This window comes from Brachybacterium sp. NPDC056505 (assembly GCF_042794925.1).
Classification (GTDB): domain Bacteria; phylum Actinomycetota; class Actinomycetes; order Actinomycetales; family Dermabacteraceae; genus Brachybacterium; species Brachybacterium kimchii.
Genome location: NZ_JBHTSV010000001.1, coordinates 173,107 through 192,601, shown reverse-complemented (window position 1 = coordinate 192,601; position 19,495 = coordinate 173,107). Strand labels below are relative to the sequence as shown.

19 protein-coding genes are annotated in these 19,495 nt (G+C 71.6%); 12 read left to right on the top strand and 7 right to left on the bottom strand.

All coding sequences use genetic code 11. The features are described 5' to 3' along the window. Positions 1-71 precede the first annotated feature (71 nt). The 3 genes from ACFQ53_RS00915 (at position 72) to ACFQ53_RS00905 (ending at position 3,089) form a co-directional block, all read left to right on the top strand. A complete protein-coding gene (locus ACFQ53_RS00915; protein WP_377853996.1) occupies positions 72-908 on the top strand; it encodes an aldo/keto reductase in 837 nt (278 codons plus the stop codon). Positions 909-1,158: 250 nt separating this feature from the next. Beyond that, the gene (locus ACFQ53_RS00910) at positions 1,159-2,091 is read left to right on the top strand and encodes an aldo/keto reductase family oxidoreductase (protein ID WP_377853993.1); all 933 of its coding nucleotides are present in this window, start codon (positions 1,159-1,161) and stop codon (positions 2,089-2,091) included. Next, a complete protein-coding gene (locus ACFQ53_RS00905) occupies positions 2,088-3,089 on the top strand; it encodes an HAD hydrolase family protein (protein ID WP_377853990.1) in 1,002 nt (333 codons plus the stop codon). The genes ACFQ53_RS00910 and ACFQ53_RS00905 overlap by 4 nt, the downstream gene beginning before the upstream one ends. A 24-nt stretch (positions 3,090-3,113) precedes the next feature. On the opposite strand, the gene ACFQ53_RS00900 is transcribed toward ACFQ53_RS00905, so the two are convergent. The 3 genes from ACFQ53_RS00900 to ACFQ53_RS00890 all read right to left on the bottom strand — a co-directional run bounded on the left by ACFQ53_RS00900 (position 3,114) and on the right by ACFQ53_RS00890 (position 5,749). After that, a complete protein-coding gene (locus ACFQ53_RS00900) occupies positions 3,114-3,914 on the bottom strand; it encodes an ABC transporter ATP-binding protein (protein ID WP_377853987.1) in 801 nt (266 codons plus the stop codon). Between the two features lie 255 nt (positions 3,915-4,169). Continuing rightward, positions 4,170-4,592, bottom strand: a complete 423-nt coding sequence (locus tag ACFQ53_RS00895; RefSeq protein ID WP_377853984.1) for a hypothetical protein — start codon at positions 4,590-4,592, stop codon at positions 4,170-4,172. A 56-nt stretch (positions 4,593-4,648) separates the two neighbouring features. Then, positions 4,649-5,749, bottom strand: a complete 1,101-nt coding sequence (locus tag ACFQ53_RS00890; RefSeq protein WP_377853981.1) for a LacI family DNA-binding transcriptional regulator — start codon at positions 5,747-5,749, stop codon at positions 4,649-4,651. Positions 5,750-6,227: 478 nt separating this feature from the next. On the opposite strand from ACFQ53_RS00890, the gene ACFQ53_RS00885 reads away from it, so the two are divergent. From ACFQ53_RS00885 to ACFQ53_RS00865, 5 genes are all read left to right on the top strand, one after another. After that, positions 6,228-7,268, top strand: a complete 1,041-nt coding sequence (locus tag ACFQ53_RS00885) for a carbohydrate ABC transporter permease (RefSeq protein ID WP_377853978.1) — start codon at positions 6,228-6,230, stop codon at positions 7,266-7,268. Continuing rightward, a complete protein-coding gene (locus ACFQ53_RS00880; protein ID WP_377853975.1) occupies positions 7,265-8,173 on the top strand; it encodes a carbohydrate ABC transporter permease in 909 nt (302 codons plus the stop codon). The genes ACFQ53_RS00885 and ACFQ53_RS00880 overlap by 4 nt, the downstream gene beginning before the upstream one ends. A gap of 64 nt (positions 8,174-8,237) precedes the next feature. After that, complete coding sequence (locus ACFQ53_RS00875) at positions 8,238-9,632, top strand: ABC transporter substrate-binding protein (protein WP_377853973.1); 1,395 nt, start codon at positions 8,238-8,240, stop codon at positions 9,630-9,632. After that, entirely contained in the window at positions 9,632-10,612 is a 981-nt protein-coding gene (locus ACFQ53_RS00870) for a glycerophosphodiester phosphodiesterase (protein ID WP_377853971.1), read from the top strand. Before ACFQ53_RS00875 ends, ACFQ53_RS00870 begins: the two co-directional genes overlap by 1 nt. A 253-nt stretch (positions 10,613-10,865) precedes the next feature. Further along, the gene (locus ACFQ53_RS00865) at positions 10,866-11,315 is read left to right on the top strand and encodes a VOC family protein (RefSeq protein ID WP_377853968.1); all 450 of its coding nucleotides are present in this window, start codon (positions 10,866-10,868) and stop codon (positions 11,313-11,315) included. A gap of 34 nt (positions 11,316-11,349) precedes the next feature. Here the strand turns inward: ACFQ53_RS00865 and ACFQ53_RS00860 are convergent, their stop codons facing one another. Continuing rightward, entirely contained in the window at positions 11,350-12,552 is a 1,203-nt protein-coding gene (locus tag ACFQ53_RS00860; RefSeq protein ID WP_377853965.1) for an AI-2E family transporter, read from the bottom strand. A gap of 151 nt (positions 12,553-12,703) precedes the next feature. Here ACFQ53_RS00860 and ACFQ53_RS00855 point away from each other — a divergent pair, with 151 nt between their 5' ends. Next, complete coding sequence (locus tag ACFQ53_RS00855) at positions 12,704-14,305, top strand: M81 family metallopeptidase (RefSeq protein WP_377853962.1); 1,602 nt, start codon at positions 12,704-12,706, stop codon at positions 14,303-14,305. A gap of 37 nt (positions 14,306-14,342) precedes the next feature. Here the strand turns inward: ACFQ53_RS00855 and ACFQ53_RS00850 are convergent, their stop codons facing one another. Together ACFQ53_RS00850 and ACFQ53_RS00845 are read right to left on the bottom strand one after the other, a co-directional pair. Next, positions 14,343-14,954: a DinB family protein gene (locus tag ACFQ53_RS00850; protein ID WP_377853960.1), complete on the bottom strand. Its 612-nt coding sequence runs from the start codon at positions 14,952-14,954 to the stop codon at positions 14,343-14,345. Between the two features lie 16 nt (positions 14,955-14,970). After that, complete coding sequence (locus tag ACFQ53_RS00845; protein WP_377853957.1) at positions 14,971-15,546, bottom strand: DUF664 domain-containing protein; 576 nt, start codon at positions 15,544-15,546, stop codon at positions 14,971-14,973. A gap of 156 nt (positions 15,547-15,702) precedes the next feature. Here ACFQ53_RS00845 and ACFQ53_RS00840 point away from each other — a divergent pair, with 156 nt between their 5' ends. After that, the gene (locus tag ACFQ53_RS00840; protein ID WP_377853954.1) at positions 15,703-16,659 is read left to right on the top strand and encodes a helix-turn-helix transcriptional regulator; all 957 of its coding nucleotides are present in this window, start codon (positions 15,703-15,705) and stop codon (positions 16,657-16,659) included. 18 nt (positions 16,660-16,677) lie between these two features. On the opposite strand, the gene ACFQ53_RS00835 is transcribed toward ACFQ53_RS00840, so the two are convergent. Continuing rightward, a complete protein-coding gene (locus ACFQ53_RS00835) occupies positions 16,678-17,232 on the bottom strand; it encodes a CGNR zinc finger domain-containing protein (RefSeq protein ID WP_377853951.1) in 555 nt (184 codons plus the stop codon). A 154-nt stretch (positions 17,233-17,386) separates the two neighbouring features. On the opposite strand from ACFQ53_RS00835, the gene ACFQ53_RS00830 reads away from it, so the two are divergent. Together ACFQ53_RS00830 and ACFQ53_RS00825 are read left to right on the top strand one after the other, a co-directional pair. Further along, entirely contained in the window at positions 17,387-18,550 is a 1,164-nt protein-coding gene (locus ACFQ53_RS00830; protein ID WP_377853948.1) for an epoxide hydrolase family protein, read from the top strand. Between the two features lie 50 nt (positions 18,551-18,600). Continuing rightward, a complete protein-coding gene (locus tag ACFQ53_RS00825) occupies positions 18,601-19,341 on the top strand; it encodes a 3-keto-5-aminohexanoate cleavage protein (RefSeq protein WP_377853945.1) in 741 nt (246 codons plus the stop codon). The last annotated feature ends 154 nt before the right edge of the window (positions 19,342-19,495 follow it).

Sequence of the window (19,495 nt, the reverse complement as noted above, 5' to 3'; positions counted from 1 at the left end):
GAGTCGGCACCATGAATGGCATCGCTGCGAGCTGTTGGACTTATATATCGAGGCTTCCTAGGCTCGGTGCCATGACTGTTCCCACCATCAACCTGAACTCCGGACATGCGATCCCCCAGCTCGGCTTCGGCGTCTTCAAGGTCCCGGCCGACGAGGCCGAGAAGGCCGTGACCAGCGCCCTCGAGGTCGGCTACCGCCACATCGACACCGCCGCCATCTACGGCAACGAGGAGGGCGTGGGCGCCGCGATCGCCAAGAGCGGCATCCCGCGCGACGAGCTGTTCGTGACCACCAAGCTGTGGAACGATCGCCAGGCCGGCGAGGAGCCGCACGCGGCGATCCGCGAGAGCCTCGAGAAGCTCGGGCTCGAGTACGTGGACCTCTACCTCACGCACTGGCCCACCCCCGAGAAGGACACCTACGTCAACGCCTGGCAGAAGCTGCTGGAGATCCGCGACCAGGGCCTCTCCCGCTCCGTGGGCGTCTCGAACCACCTGCCCGAGCACCTCGACCGCCTCGTGGAGGAGACCGGCGTCGTGCCGGCCGTCGACCAGATCGAGCTGCACCCCGCTCTCCAGCAGCGCGACGTGCTCGAGTGGGCCGGCAAGAACGGGATGCACATCGAGTCCTGGGGCCCGCTGGGCCAGGGCAAGTACCCGCTGTTCGAGGAGTCCTCCGTGGCCGACGCGGCCTCCGCGCACGGCGTTACCCCCGCGCAGGTCGTCATCCGCTGGCACCTGGAGCGCGGCTTCATCGTGTTCCCGAAGTCCACGCACCGCGAGCGCATGGAGCAGAACTTCGACGTGTTCGGCTTCGAGCTGACGGGCGACGAGGTCGCCGCGATCGACGCTCTCGACTCGGGCGACGGCTCGGGCCGCGTGGGCACCCACCCGCTCGAGTTCAACTGACGGCGAGCGGCGCGCGCCCGAGAGCACGCGCCGCCTGACAGCACGCGCCGCCTGACAGCATGGGCCGGGGCTCCGTCCGACGGGTGGAGCCCCGGCCCCGCCCGTCGGACCGGGGACTCACCTGTCCCCATCGCCCGTCGGGCCGGCCCGTCCGCCCCGCCAGCTCCCGCCCCTTCTGCCTCCGGCGAGCACCGCTCACCGGCCCGACCGCGTCCGCGGCCGATCTCATGACGACACAGGAGTCTCTGCGATGAAGCATTTCCCCCTTCCCGGCACCGAGATCACGGCACCGAACGTGGTGCTGGGCCTCATGCGGATCAACGACAAGTCCGACGAGGAGATCCGCACCCTCGTGAACACGGCCCGCGACGCGGGCATCGACTTCTTCGATCACGCCGACATCTACGGCGGCGACCACCTGTGCGAGCGGCGCTTCGCCGAGGCGATGCACCTGAACGCGAACGAGCGCTCCGAGATCACCATCCAGACGAAGGCCGGGATCGTCACCGACGGCCCCTACTTCGACTACTCCTACGAGCACCTGATCGAGTCCGTCGAGGGATCGCTGAAGGCCCTGCGCACCGACTACATCGACATCCTGCTGCTGCACCGTCCCGATGCGCTCGTCGAGCCCGACGAGGTGGCCCGCGCCTTCGACGACCTGCACGCCTCCGGCAAGGTGCGCGCCTTCGGCGTCTCCAACCACACTCCCCGCCAGATCGACCTGCTCAAGCGCTCGGTGACCCGGCCGCTCGTGGCCAACCAGCTGCAGCTGTCGATCACGCACTCGCCGATCATCGCGCAGGGCATCGCCGCGAACATGAGCGGCGAGGAGCAGTCCAGCGTCCTGGACGGCGGCGGCATCCTCGACTACTGCCGCCTGAACGACATCACCGTCCAGGCCTGGTCGCCCTTCCAGGGCGGCTTCTTCGACGGCGTCTTCCTGGGCAGCGACAAGTACCCGGAGCTCAACGCCGTGGTGGACCGCCTCGCCGCGAAGTACGACGTCGCCCCGGAGGCGATCGCGACCGGCTGGATCACCCGCCACCCCGCGAACATGCAGGTCGTGCTCGGCACCACCACGCCGCAGCGCGTCACCGACTCCGCCGACGGCTCGGAGCTGCCGCTCACCCGCGCCGAGTGGTACGAGCTGTTCCGCGCGGCGGGCCACCGGGTGCCGTGATCCCCGAAGGCGGCGCTCCCGGCGGGGCCGGCGGGGACGGCGAGGACGGCGCGGCAGGCGGGGCCCACGGGGTCGACGCGCACCGGGTGAGCCGGGAGCACGTCGCCGACGAGCATCGACTGCGCCGGGTGGCGGTCGCCGAGCGGCAAATACGGGACATCTCTGCCATATCTGGCAGAGATGTCCCGTATAGGCCGGTCCATGACATCGCCGACGGGAGCGGCGCCGCCGACGGGGACGGTGTCGCCGACGGGGGCGGCGCCGCCGACGAGCCCGTGGTGCTCGACGTCGACGGCACCCTCTGCTTCGACGGCCGCACCCTCGCGGACGACATCGTCGAGGCCCTGCGCCGCGTCGGCGAGCGGCACCCACTGGTCTTCGCCTCCGCGCGGCCGGTGCGCGACCTGCTGCCCGTGCTCCCGGAGGAGCTCGCCGGCAGCGCCCTGATCGGCGGCAACGGCGCCTTCGTGCGGCGGGCTCAGAGCGCCGACGTCGAAGTGGTCGGCTTCCCCGCCGCCGCCAGGGCCCTGCTCGACGAGATCATGGAATCGCGGTGCCTGCCCGCGCTCGTCGACGGGCCCTGGGACTTCTCGTTCACGGGCGACGAGCAGCACCGCATCTTCCGCCAGCTCGACGCCGGAGGCCTCGCCCGCAACCTGCCGCGCAGTGCGCTCCCCGACTACGCGAAGGCAGTGCTGTTCACCGAGGATCCCCGAGTCATCGAGCAGTTGCGGGGCGCCGGTCTGACTGTGTCCGTCCATCCCGACGAGCACCTGATCGACGTGGCGCCGAGCAGTGTCACCAAGCACTTCGCGCTGCGCCGCCTCGGCATCCTCGACGGCTCGTACACCGCCGTCGGCAACGACGTGAACGACGTCGAGCTGCTGCGTCACGCGCGCCGCAGCATCCGGGTCGGAGAGCACCCCGCGCTCGACTTCGCCCATCGCACTATCGATCGGGGGAGCGTCGCCGAGGCCCTCACCTCACTGGTCGCATGAGACGAAGGACCACCGCCGGTTCCCTCACCGCCGGATCGAGCGTGCGCTCCAGCGGCCGTCCTCGTGGCGCACCGCGATCGGATGGTCGAAGGCCGCGGAGACGGCCTCGGTCGTGAGCACGTCCCGGATCGGGCCGTGCGCGCTGGGGACGCCGTCGCGCAGCAGCAGCGCATGGGTGACGGTCGTCGGGATCTCCTCGAGATGATGGGTAACCAGCAGTGATGTGAGTCCCGGGTGGGTGGTGGGGAGCACCTCGAGGGTCTCCATGAGCTGTTCGCGGGCGGCGACGTCCAGGCCCGTCGTCGGCTCGTCCAGGAGCAGCAGCTCGGGGTCGGTGACGAGGGCCCTGGCGATGAGGGCGCGGCCGCGCTCGCCCTGGGAGAGCGTGGGCCAGGTCGACTCGCGCTTGGCCCCCAGTCCCAGCATGTCCATGAGCTCGCGGGCCCGGTCGACCTGCGCCGACTCCGGGACCCAGCGCATCATCCTCTCGGCGGTGCCGGTGAAGCCCGTGAGCACGACCTCCTCGATGGTGAGCGGCGAGCGCACCAGGTGGCGCGGGTCGACGTGCCCGATGCGCTCGCGCAGCGCGCGCAGCTCGACGCGGCCCACCTGGTCGCCGAGGATGCCGACGGTGCCGCTCGTGGGGTGCGCGTTCCCACCGGCGAGACCGAGGATCGTGCTCTTGCCGGCGCCGTTCGCACCCAGCATCACCCAGTGCTCGCCCCGGCCGATCGCGAAGGTCACGCCCGGCAGGATGAGCTTCCCGGAGCGCTGGAAAGTGACGTCCTCGAAGGAGAGGACGGGGGCATCGGGGGCGGTGGTCATGGTCCTCCTCGGGGACGTGGTCGCTCGGCGGGTGGGCCGACGGGCGGACGCGGTCGACGAGCCGACGGGCAGATAGTCGACGCCTACACGCAGAGAGGCCGGCGCCCGGATCCGGCCGGCCGGCACACGGCAACGAAGACCGCGGCACCGCCCGGTCTGCAGGACAGCGCCGTCCGATCCTGCCAGGCAATGCTTCCCGAGCACGAGAGTGGTCAGATCATGGGCACCCGAATGACCGCTCGCCCCGCGCGACGCTCAGCCGACGGCGCGGGCACCGTCCTCAGTCGTGCACGTGACCGCGCCCCGCGCGGTCATCCCCAGCCAGTCCTTCACGGTGCGGTCCCACCAGGAGGCATCGAAGGTGCACGTCGCGGCGTCGTCGACCCGGGTCGACACGAGCGCCATGTTCTCCCGCGTGACACCATCGCGGATCCTGACGGCACCGCACTCCACCGTCGTCACATAGACGCTGGCGCCAGGAGCGGAGTGCCTTCCGCCGCCCGAGGCCTGCGGCTTCGCGGAGACGACAGTGCAGGTCACGGGCTGCACGCCGACGCTCCGCCCCACCACGACCACTCCCCCTGCGAGAGCCAGCACCACGAGCAGGACGACCGCGATCGGCCAGCGCCTCGGGCGCGATGCGCCACGGCCGCGCCCCTGCCCCGTCCGTGCGGTCATGCGACGCATCGTCCCATGACGCCCGCTGCCGGGACCGCTCTCCCCCGGACAGCTCGTCACCCCACGGGCCCGAGCGAGCTCCCCTCCATGAGCCGCCCGACGCGCAGCACGTGCCGCGCCGCCCCTCCGGCCCCATCGACTCCGTCCTGGGCGCCCCGCTCTTCCGCGTCCGTGAGCTCGACCATCCGCTCCACGGCCTCGTGCGCCACGGCTTCGATCGGCAGGCGGATGGTCGTGAGTCCCAGCAGGTCGAGCCCGTCGCTGATGCCGTCGAAGCCGACCAGGTGGACGTCCTCCCCGATCCGCACGCCTCGCGTGCGGGCCGCCCGCCAGAGCTCGAGGGCGGCGTAGTCGACGGGGGCGACGATGCAGCTCAGGTCCTCACCGGCCGCGACGTCAAGAGCCCCGGCGACGCCGGTCCGCACGGGCAGCAGGTCGATCTCGCGCACCGTCGCGCCGCGCTCGCGCAGCCGCTCCCGCACGCTGCGCATGCGCAGCTCGAACACGCGGGAGTAGAGCACGGGCGCGACGAGCAGTCCCACCCGGCGGTGGCCGAGGGCGAGGATGCGGTCGGCCATCATCCGGCCGTGGGCGGCCTCGTCGTAGCTGATGGATTCCAGGCGCGGGTCGTCGTTGGGACGGCCCACGACCATCACCGGGACGGCGGCGTTCGCGGCGACGATGTCCTCGGGCGGGGTGACGCCGGTGGCGACGAACGCCCCGGCCACGCGCATGCCCACGAGCCTCCGCAGGCCCACGACCTCCTCGGGTCCGTACTCGTGGGGGAAGGCGGAGACGCTGATCAGGTGGCGCCCGCGCTCCTGCGCCGCGGCCTGCAGGGAGCCGATGAGCAGTCCGTAGGCGGGGTTCGTGGCGTCGCGGACGACGAGCCCCAGCACGGTGCGCTGGGTGAGCCCGCCGGCGAGCCCGCCCGCGACCAGGTTCGGCACGTAGCCGAGCTCCCGCGCGGCCTCGTGCACGCGGATCTTCGCGTCGTCGGAGACGCTCGAGCCGGGCTGGAAGACCCGCGAGACCGTCGAGCGCGAGACGCCCGCGCGCCGGGCCACGTCGTCCATGGTCGAGGTGGGGCGCGCGGGTGCGGACGCGGGGCGCGGGGATGCTCCGGGATCCTGCGACTGGTACGGCGAGGGCTGCATCTTCTGTCCTCCGGAGGAGAGGGGTCGACGGCACTCTGCACGGCCCCCATCACAGCTCCACGACGATCACATGGCGCCCGGGTGACACCACGGAACCGGTCCGCGGAGCGCTCGCGACGGGCGCGGGGCGTTCGCCTCAACGTCTCCGGAACTCTGCGTGAACCCCGGGGGACGTCGGCCCCCGAACCGGGCGCCGCCAGGGCCCGCGACCGCCTCACCTCGTCTTTGGGAGCGCTCTCACCTGGCGTTCCATGTCCAGGCCACCGCCTCGTCACGCCGCGTTCGCGAACATTGCCCGTCCTCCCGGCCCTTCCTACGGTGAGATCGCCTCGCCCCGGAGCCCGCCTCCGGAAGCGCCCTGGAGCAGGTCTCCGGACCGGCCCGCCGACGCACGGCGCGCATCCTCCAGGGCATCTCCGCAGCGATCCGCGAGGCGCGTCGAGACCCCTCTTCGTCCTCTGATCCCGAGGAGCCCCGCATGTCCTCCTCCGCCGCTGTCCCCGCCACGACGGCCGGTCGGTCCGCCGTCCTCTCACCCCCCGCTCCCACGACCCCGGACGCCGGGGAGACGGGGTCCGACGCCGGGCAGGCCGCGTCCCGGCCGCCGCTGCGCCGTCGGCCCATGAGCCCCGTGCGCCGCCGACGCACGATCCGCGAGGGCCTGCTGTTCTGCCTGCTGATCCTGCCGAACCTCGCGGCGATCCTCGTCTTCTCCTACTGGCCGGCGATCTACAACATCGTCCTGAGCTTCATGGACTGGGACCTGGTCGCGCCCATGCCCGAATGGGTGGGGCTCGAGAACTACATCGACCTGTTCACCGACCCGGAGTTCTGGTCGGTCATGCTGAACACGCTCGTGTTCACCACGGTCACCGTGGTCGGATCGCTCGTGGGCGGAGTCCTGCTGGGCACGCTGCTGGCCACGAAGGTGCCGTTCACCGGGATGGTGCGCACCTTCGCGTTCGCCCCGCACATGCTCCCGGGGGCGGCCGTGGGCATGCTCTGGCTGTTCATGTTCGACCCGAGCTTCGGCCTCTCGCGCTTCCTGTTCAACCTGGTCGGGATGGAGTCCCCGCAGTGGACCACCACCTCGGACTGGTCGCTGGCCGCGGTCACCGTCGCCTACCTCTGGCAGCGCCTCGGCTTCGTCACCGTCATCTACTACACGGCGATCCTCGACCTCCCGAAGGACATCCTCGAGGCGGCCTCGCTGGACGGCGCCCACGGCGTGACGATGCTGCGCCACATGGTGCTCCCGCTGCTCAGCCCCATCACCTTCTTCCTGTCGGTGACCGGGGTGATCGCGGCGGCGCAGGCCTTCGACCTGATCTCGATCCTCACGAACGGCGGGCCCGGGATCTCCTCCTCCACCCTCAGCTGGATGATCTACGAGGAGGCGTTCCAGAAGTTCGACATCGGCAAGGCCTCCTCCGCCGCGACGGTGCTGCTGGTCCTGCTGCTGGTGCTCACATTCATGCAGGTCCGCTTCGGCGAGAAGAAGGTGAACTACGCGTCATGACCACCACCGTGCGCACCCCGGGCCCGCTCTCCCGTCTGCTCCCCGGCCGCAGCCGCCAGGAGGACCGCACCGCCGGTGCCGTCCGTCGGCCGCTCTGGCAGACGATCGTGCTGACCATCCTCGTCATCGCCTCGCTGCTGGTGTTCCTGGTCCCGATCTACTGGCTGTTCAGCGGGGCCGTGAAGTCGAACTCCGACATCTACTCCTGGCCGCTGAAGTGGTTCCCCACCTCACTGCACCTGGACAACTTCTCCTCCGCCTGGAACGCCGCTCCCTTCGACCGGTTCCTCGTGAACTCGGTGATCACGACGTCGGTGGGCACGGCGCTGGAGATGTTCAACGCGATCCTGTGCGCCTACGCCTTCGCGTTCGTGCACTTCCGGATCAAGCGCTTCCTGTTTCTGTTCCTCATCGGCTCGATGATGCTGCCCGGCCACGTCACCCTGATCGTCAACTACATCACCGTGGGGAACCTGGGCTGGCTGAACACCTACCAGGGCCTGATCCTGCCGGGCATCGGATCGGCGTTCGCGATGTTCCTGCTCTACCAGCAGATGCGCACGATCGACCCCGAGATCATGCAGGCCGCCGAGGTCGACGGCGCCGGGCACCTGCGCCGCATGGTGCTCATCGTCGTCCCCATGAGCTGGCCGATGATCCTCACCGCGACCCTGATCGTGCTGGTCGGGAAGTGGAACGAGTACGTGTGGCCGCTGATCGTCACCTCGACCGCCTCGATGCGCACCCTGCCCATCGGCCTGCTGTTCCTGCGCAGCCAGGAGGGCTACACGAACTGGGGCGCGCTGCTCGCGGGCACCGTCATCGCGGCCGCCCCGATGCTGCTCCTGTTCTTCCTGGCCCAGCGCCGCATCATCGGCGGCATGGCCGCCGGGGCGCTCAAGTGACCCGTCCGTCCCCGACCGCACCCATCCGCACATGACCCACCCCCGCACTCCTGGAGGCCCTGCCATGTCCCGTTCGCTCCTCACCCCGTCCCGTCGCCTGGCCACTCCCAGCAGGCGCTCCCTCCTGGCGGGCCTCGGCCTGGGGGCCGTGGGCCTCGGCGCCGCCGCCTGCGGCGCCCCCGGCGGCTCCGACGACGCCTCGGAGCCCGTGCGCGACGGCTTCTCGCAGGCCGACCTCGAGATCCCCTCGAAGTACAAGGGCCGCACCGCGATCCTGTTCTGGGCGCCCTTCACCGGGAACCTCTACGCCGAGGTCCAGAAGCTGTTCACGAAGTTCAACGAGTCCCAGGACGACATCGTCGCGATCAGCGAGTCCCAGGGCTCCTATGCGGACCTGAACCAGAAGTTCACGGCGTCCCTGCAGGCCAAGGCCGTGCCGGACATCGTCTGCTTCCCCGAGATGCAGTGGCTGCAGTTCTACTTCTCGAGTGCTCTCGCCCCGCTTGACGACTACTTCGACGACGACTGGAACCTCGACGTCTACCTGCCCAACTACATCAACGAGGGCAAGGCCGCCGGCAGCACCTATGTGGTGCCCTTCGCCCGCTCGAACCCGCTCTACTACTACAACAAGACGGTGTACAAGAAGCTCGGGCTGCCCGAGGAGGGCCCCAAGACCTGGGACGAGCTCGCCGAGTTCGCCCCCGAGATCACGAAGCTCCAGGTCGACGGCAAGCCGATGTCCGCGATGACGTTCAGCTCGGCCGACGAGTGGTTCGGCCAGGCCGACATCTGGGCCTTCGGCGGCCAGAACTCCAAGGACTTCGACGTCACGATCAACCAGGACCCGGGCGTCGAGTGGCTCGAGTGGCAGCGCAAGTTCATCCACGAGGACAAGTTCGCGTACATGGCGAAGTCCTCCGGCACGGACTTCACGACCGGGATCTCCGCCGGCACCCGCGGCTCGACGGCCTCCCTGCGCGGCTTCACCGACGAGGCGGACTTCGAGGTGGGCGCCGCGTTCATGCTGGGCCAGGTCAACGCCCCCACGAAGGTGCCCACCGGCGGCAGCGGGCTCTCGATCGTGCGCTCGGACTCCAAGGAACGCCAGGACGCCTGCGCGGAGCTGTTCCGCTTCCTCGCCGAGCCGGAGAACTCCGCGCAGTGGCACAAGGGCACCGGATACGTGCCGATCGTGAAGACGGCCAAGGACACGAAGATCGTCAAGGACCTCGTGAAGGAGGACCCGAACTTCAAGGTCGCCCTCGACCAGCTGGAGAACGCCCACACGGCCGACCGCACGAACTGGTTCCAGGGCGCGGTCACCGACATCGCCGCCGCGATGGCCCAGGTCTACGGCGACAACAAGGAGGCGAAGCCGGTGCTCGACGCCCTCGCCCCGAAGCTCCAGGAGGTCATGGACGACAATCGCGAGGACATCGAGAAGGTGCTCGGCTGATGCCTCCGCTGATCGTCGGGCACCGCGGCGCGAAGGACGTCCTGCCCGAGAACACCCTGATCTCCTTCCGCCGCGCGATCGCCGACGGCGCCGATGTGCTCGAGTGCGACGTGCACCTGAGCGCCGACGGGCGCCTCGTGGTCATGCACGACGCCCGCATCGACCGCACCGTCTCGGAGGACTCGCCCCGCCGCTCGGGTGCGATCGCCGAGCTCACCGCCGCCGAGCTGGCCGACGTGCGCGTGGGCGGCGGCCGCGAGGGCATCGGGCACGAGGCGGCGCCCGTCGGGCTCGCCGGGGTCCCCGGGGCCCACGGGTCGGACGGGTCCGCCGGGACGGGCGGCGACTCGATCGTCGAGGGTCAGAAGGTGCCGTATCTCGAGGAGGTGCTCGACCTCGCGGCGGACGCGGAGGTCCCGCTCCTGCTCGAGGTGAAGGCACCCGCGGCGGCGGAGCCCGTCGCGCGTCTGCTGCTCGCCCGCGCCGCGGCCGGGAGCGGGGCGGGCGCCGCGGGCCCGTCGTCGCTCGCGGACGGAACCCCGTCGTCGGTCGCGGACGGGACTCCGTCGGCCGACGAGGGGCCCGGCGGCGCCCCGGCGTCGCATGCGCTGGTCGAGGCGTCGGGCAGGGACCGGGTCGTGGTGATCTCGTTCCTGCGCGAGGTGCTCGAGACCCTGCGCGAGGTCGCTCCCCGACAGGCGATCGGCCTGATCACGAAGACGCCCACGGAGGACGACTGGGAGTACGCGACCCGGATCGGCGCGCGTACCTTCGGCCTCACCCTCACCAACCTGCGCGAGCACGACGTGATCCGCGCGCAGGAGGCGGGGATGGCCCTGAACGCGTGGACCCTCAACGACCCGGACGCGGTCGTCTTCGCGGCCGAGATCGGCGTCGACACCCTCACCACGGACGATCCCGCCTGGGCGCGCGCCGTCCTGGACGCGACCGCCCTCGAGCAGTCGGCGCTCGCCCGCTGACGTCGGCCCGCACAGGTACCGCCTCTTCCGAGCCCGGGCTCCTTTGCCGCCCCGGCCCCCTGGGCTTCGATGTCGCCAGGTGAGGTCTCAACGCCATGGAGAGCGTGAGACCTCACCTGGCGACATCGAAGGCGGTGCCCGCGCCGGGAACGGCCCGGCCCCCCGCCCCGCGGGGACGGTGAGACCGGGGCGCCTGGCGCCCATACTGGAGGTCTCATCCGCCCGGAATCGCAGACCACCACCGGAGGCCCCGATGCGCCGCATGCTCCCGTTCCTCACACTCCAGCCCGCGCGCGGTCAGCACGCCGCCGAGGCGATCGCCCTGTACACGAGCCTGTTCGACGAGAGCCGCGTGGTCAGCCGCGAGCCGTGGCCGGAGGGAGCGCCCGGCCTCGAGATCCTGGAGGATCCGGCGCAGGCCGTCCAGCTCGCCGAGATCGAGATCATCGCGGGTCAGCGCCTGCGCCTGAGCGACACCCTCATGAAGCACGGCTGGGACATGACCCCGGGCGTCTCGCTGTGGATCGACTGCGCCGACTCCGCCGAGCAGGAACGCGTGTTCGGCGCGCTCCTCGAGGGCGGTATGGCCCTGATGCCGCTGGACGACTACGGATTCGGCCCCTTCGGCTGGGTCCAGGACCGCTTCGGCGTCACCTGGCAGCTCGGGGTCGCGGCCGACGACCCGCACGACCCCGTGCTCTGAGACAGCCCCCGGAGCGAGATCCGGGGCCGACGGGTCAGTCCGCGTCGGTCCTCTCGTCCCGTCCGGCCTCGTCGGTCCTCTCGTCCCGCTCTGCCCCGTCGGTCGTCTCATCCGGCTCCGCCCCGTCGGTCGTCTCGCCCTGCGCCGCCCCGTCGGCCCCGCTCGCCGCGAGCCGATCCGCCGGGGACTCCTCCGCCGCCCTCGGCGAGTCGGCGAGGAAGGCGTTCAGCCAGCGCGCCTGCGGGTCGGAGTCGACGAACAGCTCCTTGACCAGCAGCGTCATCGGCACCGACAACAGCGCGCCGGCGGCGCCGAGCACCCAGGACCAGAACAGCACCGAGAGGAACGAGACGCTCGCGGAGAGGCCCACGGCGTGCCCGGTGACGCGGGGCTGCACGAGCCCCTGCAGGATCATGGCGACCGCGACGCAGAGCGCGACCACCGCGACCGCCGTCCACGGGCCCTGGGCGAGCAGGGCCATGAGCGTGGGCGGGATCATCGCGAAGATGAAGCCGATGTTCGGGATGTAGTTGCACAGGAACAGCAGCACGGCCCAGACCCCGGGCAGCGGCACGCCGAGCGCCCACAGGGCGAGCCCGTCGATCACCGCGACCACGGCGCCGAAGGCGGTGGTGACCAGCCAGTAGGTCCGCACGGAATGCGCGAAGTCGAGCAGTGCATGGTGGGCGCGGGGGTGGGTCCGGCGCACCACGTCGAGGCGCCCGGGCAGGCCCGCCGCGTCCAGCCCGAAGAAGATGATCGTGGCGACGGCCGCGGCGAGCAGTCCGCCGAGGGCGCCCAGCGAGCTGAGCGCCTGGTTCAGCAGCCCGAAGAGGCTCGAGAAGTTGAAGTCGGAGAGCCACTGGTCGATCTGGTCCTGGCCGACCCCCCAGCCGGCGAGGCGGTCCAGGCTGCTCTGCAGCAGCGCGTTGAACTCCGTGCCGTACCGGGGCAGCTGCCCCACCAGCTGGGAGATCGACCAGCCGATCGCGAGGAAGAAGACGGCGAGCGCGAGGAGCACGGTGAGCATCGCGGCGATCGAGCCGAGGATCCGGGGCGCGCCCAGGCGCTCGATCCCGCGGGCGAGGGGCTGGACCGCGATCAGCAGGTTCAGGGCGAGGAACACGGGCACGACCAGGCCCGCGACCTCCTGCATCCCCTCGAGCACGAGCCAGATCGCCGCGAGGCCGACGAGGATCATCAGACCCCGGGGCAGGAGGGCGCGGCGCTCGTTCATGGAAGGATCGTAGGACGCCGACGTGCGCCGGGTCACCGCCGTCCCGCGGCCCGCCGCGCGGGTCGATCCGTCCCGCACCCCGCCCCGGTCCGTCCCGACCCTCCGCGGCCGGCCCGACCCTCCCCGCCCGCACGACGATCACGGAGCACCGATGCCCCACGAACCCTCCAGCGCGCATCCGGCTGCCGCGCAGACCCGCACTCCCCTCCCCCGCATCGCGGTCTGCGGGATCCACATCGAGTCCTCGACCTTCACGCCGTACGTGTCGACGGCCGCGGACTTCGACGTGCGCCGGGGCGAGGCGGTGCTCGAGCGCCACCCGTTCCTCGCCGCGGGATCGCCGCTGCGGGAGGCGGCCGCGTGGCACGGCGTGCTGCACGCCGGGGCCCTTCCCGGCGGGCCGCTGGACCGCGAGGACTTCGAGGCCTGGCGTGCGGAGATCCTCGAGGGTCTCGCGGAGCTCATCGCCGGATCCGAGGACGGGCCGCCGCTGGACGCCCTGTGGTTCGACATCCACGGCGCCATGAGCGTGCTCGGTATGGACGACGCCGAGGGCGCGCTGATCACCGCGATCCGCGAGGTGATCGGCGAGGACGTGCTCGTGGGCACCTCGATGGACCTGCACGGCAACGTCTCGCCGGCCCTCTTCGCGGGCTGCGACCAGCTCACCTGCTACCGCACCGCTCCGCACGTCGACGTCGCCGAGACCCGCGAGCGGGCAGTGCGCAGCCTGCTGGATGCGCTCGCGGCGGCGCCCGTCGGCCGCCCGGCCCCGAAGCCCCATCGGGCGCTCGTGCATGTGCCGATCCTGCTGCCCGGGGAGATGACGTCGACCCGCGTCGAGCCCGCGGCCTCGCTGTATGCGCGGATCCCGGAGCTCGCCGCCCGCGAGGGCGTCACCGACGTCTCCTACTGGATCGGCTTCGCCTGGGCCGACGAGCACCGCTGCCAGGCGGCTGTCGTCGCCTTCGGGGCCGACGGGGAGGCCGTCGACGCCGCCGCCCTCGAGCTCGCGACCGCGATCTGGGAGGCCCGGCATGACTTCGTCTTCGTCGCTCCGACCGGCACGTTCGAGGAGTGCCTGGATGCGGCGATCGCCTCTTCCGCGCGGCCGTTCTGGATCTCGGACTCCGGGGACAACCCCGGCGCGGGCGGGGCGGACGACACCACCGGGTGCCTCGCCGCGCTCGCCGCACGCCCCGAGATCCGCGCGGGCGAGGTCACCGCGCTGCTGGTCTCGATCGTCGATCCCGAGACGGCGGGACGCGCAGCCGCTCTGGGAGTCGGCGGGCGGGGCGAGGTGAGCGTCGGCGGACGCATCGACGCCCGCGACCCCGGTCCCGTGCCGCTGCACGTCGAAGTCGAGGCGCTCGACGACTCCCCCGCGACCGGCGTCGCCGCGGTGCTGCGGGTGCTCGCGCCGACGGGAGGCGAGTCGCCGACGGAGCCGAGGCCGTCGGAGCCGCAGGCGACGGGGCTGCAGGTCGTCGTCACCTCGCGCCGCGCGCAGTTCTCGACCGAGGCGATGTTCGCGCGCCTGGGTCTGACGATGACCTGGGCCGACGTGGTGGTCGTGAAGATGGGCTACCTCGAACCCGACCAGCACGCCGCGGCGGCCGACTGGATGATGGCGCTGACCCCGGGCGGGGTCGACCAGGACCTCGTGCGGCTGGGTCACCGCCGGATCGCCCGGCCGATGCTCCCCTTCGACGCCGAGATCCCGGCCCCATCGGCCGCGGACGTGCTGCGCTGATCCGGCGCCGCACCCGGACCCGGACCCGCGCCTGAACTCAGCCCCGGTGGGCGTAGAGGTCGCGCAGCAGCGCGATCTCGGCGAGGTGGTGGATGAGCTCGCGGTTGATGTGGGCGACGATCGCCGCCCGCGGATGCTCGGCGTACGGGCCCTCGGACGGCCCGCAGGGCAGGGAGAAGTCCTCCTCGCTCCAGGAGCGCAGCCCGGTGATCCAGCGCGCGTACTCGGCATCGAGCTGGGTCAGCGCCTCCTGCGCGCCGCCCGCGTAGTCCCAGCTGAAGTAGTCGACCTCGGGCCCGTCGAAGTGGCCGTGGCTGCGCATGGCGAGCACGCCCACGATCACGTGCCCGAGCCGCCAGGCGATCGTCGTGAACGGAGGCGGTGTCGGCTCGGGGAACTCGAAGTCGATCACCATCTCGCCGCTGCCGCCCTGCGTGCCCGAGCGGACCTCGCTGCGCGGGTGCACGCTCCAGGCCGGCCCGGCGGCCTCGGGCGTCGGATCGTAGAAGTATTCCTCGTCGGTGAGGCCCTCCAGGCGGGGCCGGGCGATGTCCTCCCAGTGCCCCTCGATCTGGGCGAGGAGGGCGCCGCGGGTGGTGGTCTGGTCGTAGTCCCCGTGCTGATCCGGGGTCACGTGCTGATCGCTCATCGTGCTCTCCTTCTGCTCACCAGCCGGCGGGCGGCCAGGTGCCGCCCTCGGCGAGGGCGTTGAGCTCGTAGGTGCCCTTGCCGTCGATGCTCTCGCGGATGATGTCCGCGTGCCCGGTGTGCCGGGCGAGCTCCTCGATGAGGTGCAGGGCGCTCCAGCGGTTGTTCCAGTGCTCGGCGCCCGTGAACCACGGGGCGTCGGGGATCGGGACGTCGGTGTCGAGGTCGACCTTCTGCAGCAGGGAGCCTGCAGCCCGCGCCTGCTCCTCGAGGGCGTCGATGAGCCCCTGCGCCGTGTCGTCCGCCCGGATCGCGGCGGCGTCGATCGTGCCCTCGGCCTGCGCCTGCTCGGGGGTGCGCTCGGCGCCGGTGCTGGGCTGCGGCGCCTCGCTGATGCCGGCGAGGATGTTCTCGGTGACGAAGAGGGCGTGCCTGGCCAGGGCGCCGAGGCTCATGGTCGAGACGCTCGGCGTCGCTGCGAGCTGCTCGGGGGTCAGGCCGTGGAGGGTGGTCCCGAGCTGGCGGATCTGCTGGGAGGCGAAGGTCGCGAGGGCGTCGCGCTCGTCGGTCACATCTGCGGTCAGGAAGGGCATCTCTGTCTCCTCGGATCGTGCGGCGCGCCGTGGCGCCGACGGGGATGTCCGCCGGAGGCGGATCGATCGGCCGACGGCGGTTCCATCGACCGGCAGAACCGATGCTCCTCGCGCATGCGGACAGTTCCTGTCCGCGATCTCGTGCAGACTCTCTCCATGACCGACGTGACCCGAAGGACCCTGCGCCTGCTGAACCTGCTGCAGTCGCGCACCGTGTGGACCGGCCCCGAGCTCGCCGACGAGCTGGGCGTGACCACGCGGTCCGTGCGGCGCGACGTGGACCGCCTGCGCGACATGGGCTACCCGGTGCTCGCCTCCAACGGGCACGGCGGCGGCTACCAGCTGGGCGCCGGGCGGGCCCTGCCACCCCTGCTGCTCGAGGGCGACGAGGCGACCGCGATCGCCGTCGCCCTGCGGCTCGCGGCGGGCTCCGGGATCGACGGGCTCGGCGAGCAGGCCGTGCGCGCGCTCGCGAAGCTCGACGGGATCCTCCCGCCCAGCGTGCGCGCCGAGGTCTCGGCGATCACCGACGCCCTGCACGTCGTGGATGCGCACGCGGGCGCCGGCGGCATCCTCTCCTCGACCCTGGTCACGCTCGCCCGGGCCGTGCGGGACGGGGTGCAGGTGCGGGTGGACTACGAGCGGGCCGACGGGCATCGCGCGACCAGGCGCCTCGAGCCCTACCGGGTGCTGTCGATCCAGGGCCGCTGGTACCTGTTCGCCTGGGACCTCGACCGCGAGGACTGGCGCACCTTCCGCCTGGACCGCATGCATGAGGTGCGCGCGAGCACCTTCCGCTTCACCGCCCGCCCCGCCCCCGACATCGAGACCTACGTGCGCGAGTCGATCAGCGTGGGCGCGTACCCGATCGGCGCCCGGGTGCGGATCCTGCGCCCGGCGAGCGAGGTCGCGCCGCGCATCCCCGCCTTCGCCGGCACGATCACGGCCGACGGGGAGGACGCGTGCATCCTGCGCTCGGGTGCCCGGGACCTCAGCTGGATCGCGGTGCAGCTCGCATGGCTGGGCCTGCCGATCGAGGTGATCGAGCCGCCCGAGCTCGCCGCGGAGATCTCGCGGATCGGGACGTGGGCGGGTGGGGTGCGCGAGGGATGAGCGGGCCTCGCACGCCGCTCACGGATGGCGGGCGCTGAAGCGCGCCTTCTTCTCCTTGTTCCCGCAGGTGTTCATGTCGCACCAGCGCCGAGTGCGGCTGCGGCTGGAGTCGAAGAACGCGGCTCGGCAGGTCGGTGAGGCACACAGCGCGAGGCGGCCGTCGCGCGCACCGGAGATGATGTCGATCGCGTCGGCGGCGATGACGCCGAGCGCATCCTCGAGGGCCCGCGCCGGGCGGAGCTCCCACACACGCTCCCCCGTTGGGGACAGTCGCGTCGACGCATGACCACCGGCACTGCGCAGGTTGATGAGCTCCACGGCCGATGAGGGCAGTGCTCGACCGCTCGCGGACGCCGTGGCGGCGGCGTGGATCGCCTCTCTGAACTCCCGCGCGCGCTCGAGCTGCACCGGGCTGCACGAGGGGACATCCAGCCCGAAGATCGCCAGCCACTCCACGAGCCGTCCGGGGGTGGGGATGCGCTCCACGGGGTCGCCGCTCCGCTCGGTGAGCGTGCCGGTGAAGTTCGTCGAGAGCACGCTGCCCAGTCGGAATTCGGGAGGCTCTGCAGGCATGGAACCACCGTAGCCCGTTCCTGGGACTGTCGACGCGGATGTCCTGCCGCTCCTGCGCCGGCCGCAGAGAACTGTCTATGCTGGTTCGGAACTGGCATTGCCAGTTCATCCGAGCGAAAGAGTCCCGCGCACCCCTCCCCGCACAGGAGACGTCATGTCCGACACGACCCGAGACATCCGAGAACTCCGCGTCGAGACCCACGAGGGCGATCTCGAAGACCTCCGCGATCGCCTCGCATCGACGCGGCTTCCCGAGCCGGAGACCGTTCCCCGTTCCGGCCAGGGCCCGCAGCGCTGGGCCCAGGGCGTCCCGCTCGCCGACCTCACTGAGCTCATCGCCTACTGGCGCACGGACTACGACTGGAGGGCGTTCGAGTCCCGCCTCCAAGAGATCGGGCAGCAGGTCACCCGGATCGACGGACTGGACATCGCGTTCCTGCATCGGCGCTCCCCCCGCCCGGATGCGACACCGTTGGTCATGACGCACGGCTGGCCTGGGAGCATCGCGGAGTTCGTCGACGTCATCGACGCCCTCGCCGAGCCGGCCGACCCGAACGCTCCCGCGTTCCATGTGGTCGCTCCGTCCTTGCCGGGGTTTGGCTTCAGCGGGAAGCCGGCCAGCACCGGCTGGGGCATCGAGAAGATCGCCGCCGTCTGGGTCGAGCTCATGGAGCGTCTGGGATACCGGCGCTTCCTCGCGCACGGCGGCGACTGGGGCGGTGTCATCACCACTGTCCTCGGCGGGCGGTTCCCGCAGCAGGTCATCGGGATCCACACGCTCGTCGCGCAGCCCCCTCCCGGACTGAGCACGGACGCCCTGACCCCCGGCGAGCGCGCGATGGTCGAGCGCTCGCAGACGTTCTGGGCACGGCGGGCGGCCTACGCGAAGGTGCAGGCGAGCAGCCCCCAGACGATCGGCTACTCCCTGGTCGACTCCCCCGCCGGTCTCCTCGCCTGGATCCTGGAGAAGTTCGCCGCGTGGACCGACACCTGGGACAGCCCCTGCGAGACGATCTCGCGGGATCGGCTCCTCGACAACGTGACGCTGTACTGGCTGACGCGCAGCGGAGCGTCGTCCGCCCGCATCTACGCGGAGAGCCACGATTCGCTCTCCCCGGCACTGCGCGTCGACGTCCCGACCGCCGTCACCACCTACCCCCACGACATCGAGACCTGGCCCCGGCCGTGGGCGCAGGAGCGGTTCCGGGACATCGTCCGATGGCACGAGCCGGAATCGGGCGGTCACTTCCCGTCACTGGAGACGCCGGAAGCGTTCATCGAGGACGTGAGGGCGGGGCTCGCGGCGGTGAGCCGCTGAGCACCAGGCGCAGGGCCTCGTCCGTCGCACCGCCTGACTAGCCTGTGCGCATGCTTCTCCAGGTCTGTCCGAACGGCGCCCGCACTCCTGACGAGCACCCTGCCCTGTCCGCCGATCCGTCGGCGGTCGCGGCCGACGTCGCCGCGTCCGTGCAGGTCAGTGAGGCGACGGCACATGTGGGCGTCGGATCTGTCCACATCCACCCCAAGGACCAGGACGGTCGTGATTCGCTCGCGTTCGCGCACGTCGATCGATGGATCCGGACCTTCCGCGGCGCGTGCCCGCGCGTCGAGCTCGGTGTGACGACGGGTGCGTGGAGCGCCTCGGACCCCGCGGAGCGCTGCGCACTCATCGGCGCATGGCAGGAGCTGCCCGACGTCGCCTCCGTGAACTGGCACGAGGACGGGGCCGAGGACGTCGCCGATCTGCTGCTCTCACGAGGCATCGGCGTGGAGGCGGGCGTCTGGACCAGGGAGGCGGCCGAGCGGTGGGCAGCATCCCCGCTCGCAGGCCGCTGCACGCGCGTGCTCGTCGAGATCCAGGACATCCCCGGCGACCAGGCGCCCGCGGAAGCCCGGGCGATCCTCGACATCATCCGCGCGGCCCGCCCCGCCGCGAGCATCCTCCTGCACGGCGAAGAGCGCTCCGCCTGGCCCGCGTTCGAGATCGCGCGTGGACTGCGCCTGGACACCCGCATCGGACTCGAGGACACCCTGGTCCTCCCCGGCGGCGCGGCTGCCGTCTCGAACGCCCAGCTCGTGGACCTCTGCGGGGCACGCTTGGCGGAATGACGGCGCGCGCCCCCGAAGCCGCGCAGCGCCCGAAGAGCGTGGTGGATCTCGTGCCCATCCCCAACCCTCCTCGTCAGATCGACGACGAGCGTCCGAGATCGGTCGGCGCTCAGGCTCCATCCGCTGTCGACCGTCGGCCGGCTCGTCTCGCCTG

What these genes read in the sequence shown, in the direction of transcription:
- ACFQ53_RS00915 (WP_377853996.1), top strand. Translation starts at nt 72, where the DNA reads ATGACTGTTCCCACCATCAACCTGAACTCCGGACATGCGATCCCCCAG.
- ACFQ53_RS00910 (WP_377853993.1), top strand. Translation starts at nt 1,159, where the DNA reads ATGAAGCATTTCCCCCTTCCCGGCACCGAGATCACGGCACCGAACGTG.
- ACFQ53_RS00900 (WP_377853987.1), bottom strand. Translation starts at nt 3,914, where the DNA reads ATGACCACCGCCCCCGATGCCCCCGTCCTCTCCTTCGAGGACGTCACT.
- ACFQ53_RS00895 (WP_377853984.1), bottom strand. Translation starts at nt 4,592, where the DNA reads ATGACCGCACGGACGGGGCAGGGGCGCGGCCGTGGCGCATCGCGCCCG.
- ACFQ53_RS00890 (WP_377853981.1), bottom strand. Translation starts at nt 5,749, where the DNA reads ATGCAGCCCTCGCCGTACCAGTCGCAGGATCCCGGAGCATCCCCGCGC.
- ACFQ53_RS00885 (WP_377853978.1), top strand. Translation starts at nt 6,228, where the DNA reads ATGTCCTCCTCCGCCGCTGTCCCCGCCACGACGGCCGGTCGGTCCGCC.
- ACFQ53_RS00880 (WP_377853975.1), top strand. Translation starts at nt 7,265, where the DNA reads ATGACCACCACCGTGCGCACCCCGGGCCCGCTCTCCCGTCTGCTCCCC.
- ACFQ53_RS00875 (WP_377853973.1), top strand. Translation starts at nt 8,238, where the DNA reads ATGTCCCGTTCGCTCCTCACCCCGTCCCGTCGCCTGGCCACTCCCAGC.
- ACFQ53_RS00870 (WP_377853971.1), top strand. Translation starts at nt 9,632, where the DNA reads ATGCCTCCGCTGATCGTCGGGCACCGCGGCGCGAAGGACGTCCTGCCC.
- ACFQ53_RS00865 (WP_377853968.1), top strand. Translation starts at nt 10,866, where the DNA reads ATGCGCCGCATGCTCCCGTTCCTCACACTCCAGCCCGCGCGCGGTCAG.
- ACFQ53_RS00860 (WP_377853965.1), bottom strand. Translation starts at nt 12,552, where the DNA reads ATGAACGAGCGCCGCGCCCTCCTGCCCCGGGGTCTGATGATCCTCGTC.
- ACFQ53_RS00855 (WP_377853962.1), top strand. Translation starts at nt 12,704, where the DNA reads ATGCCCCACGAACCCTCCAGCGCGCATCCGGCTGCCGCGCAGACCCGC.
- ACFQ53_RS00850 (WP_377853960.1), bottom strand. Translation starts at nt 14,954, where the DNA reads ATGAGCGATCAGCACGTGACCCCGGATCAGCACGGGGACTACGACCAG.
- ACFQ53_RS00845 (WP_377853957.1), bottom strand. Translation starts at nt 15,546, where the DNA reads ATGCCCTTCCTGACCGCAGATGTGACCGACGAGCGCGACGCCCTCGCG.
- ACFQ53_RS00840 (WP_377853954.1), top strand. Translation starts at nt 15,703, where the DNA reads ATGACCGACGTGACCCGAAGGACCCTGCGCCTGCTGAACCTGCTGCAG.
- ACFQ53_RS00835 (WP_377853951.1), bottom strand. Translation starts at nt 17,232, where the DNA reads ATGCCTGCAGAGCCTCCCGAATTCCGACTGGGCAGCGTGCTCTCGACG.
- ACFQ53_RS00830 (WP_377853948.1), top strand. Translation starts at nt 17,387, where the DNA reads ATGTCCGACACGACCCGAGACATCCGAGAACTCCGCGTCGAGACCCAC.
- ACFQ53_RS00825 (WP_377853945.1), top strand. Translation starts at nt 18,601, where the DNA reads ATGCTTCTCCAGGTCTGTCCGAACGGCGCCCGCACTCCTGACGAGCAC.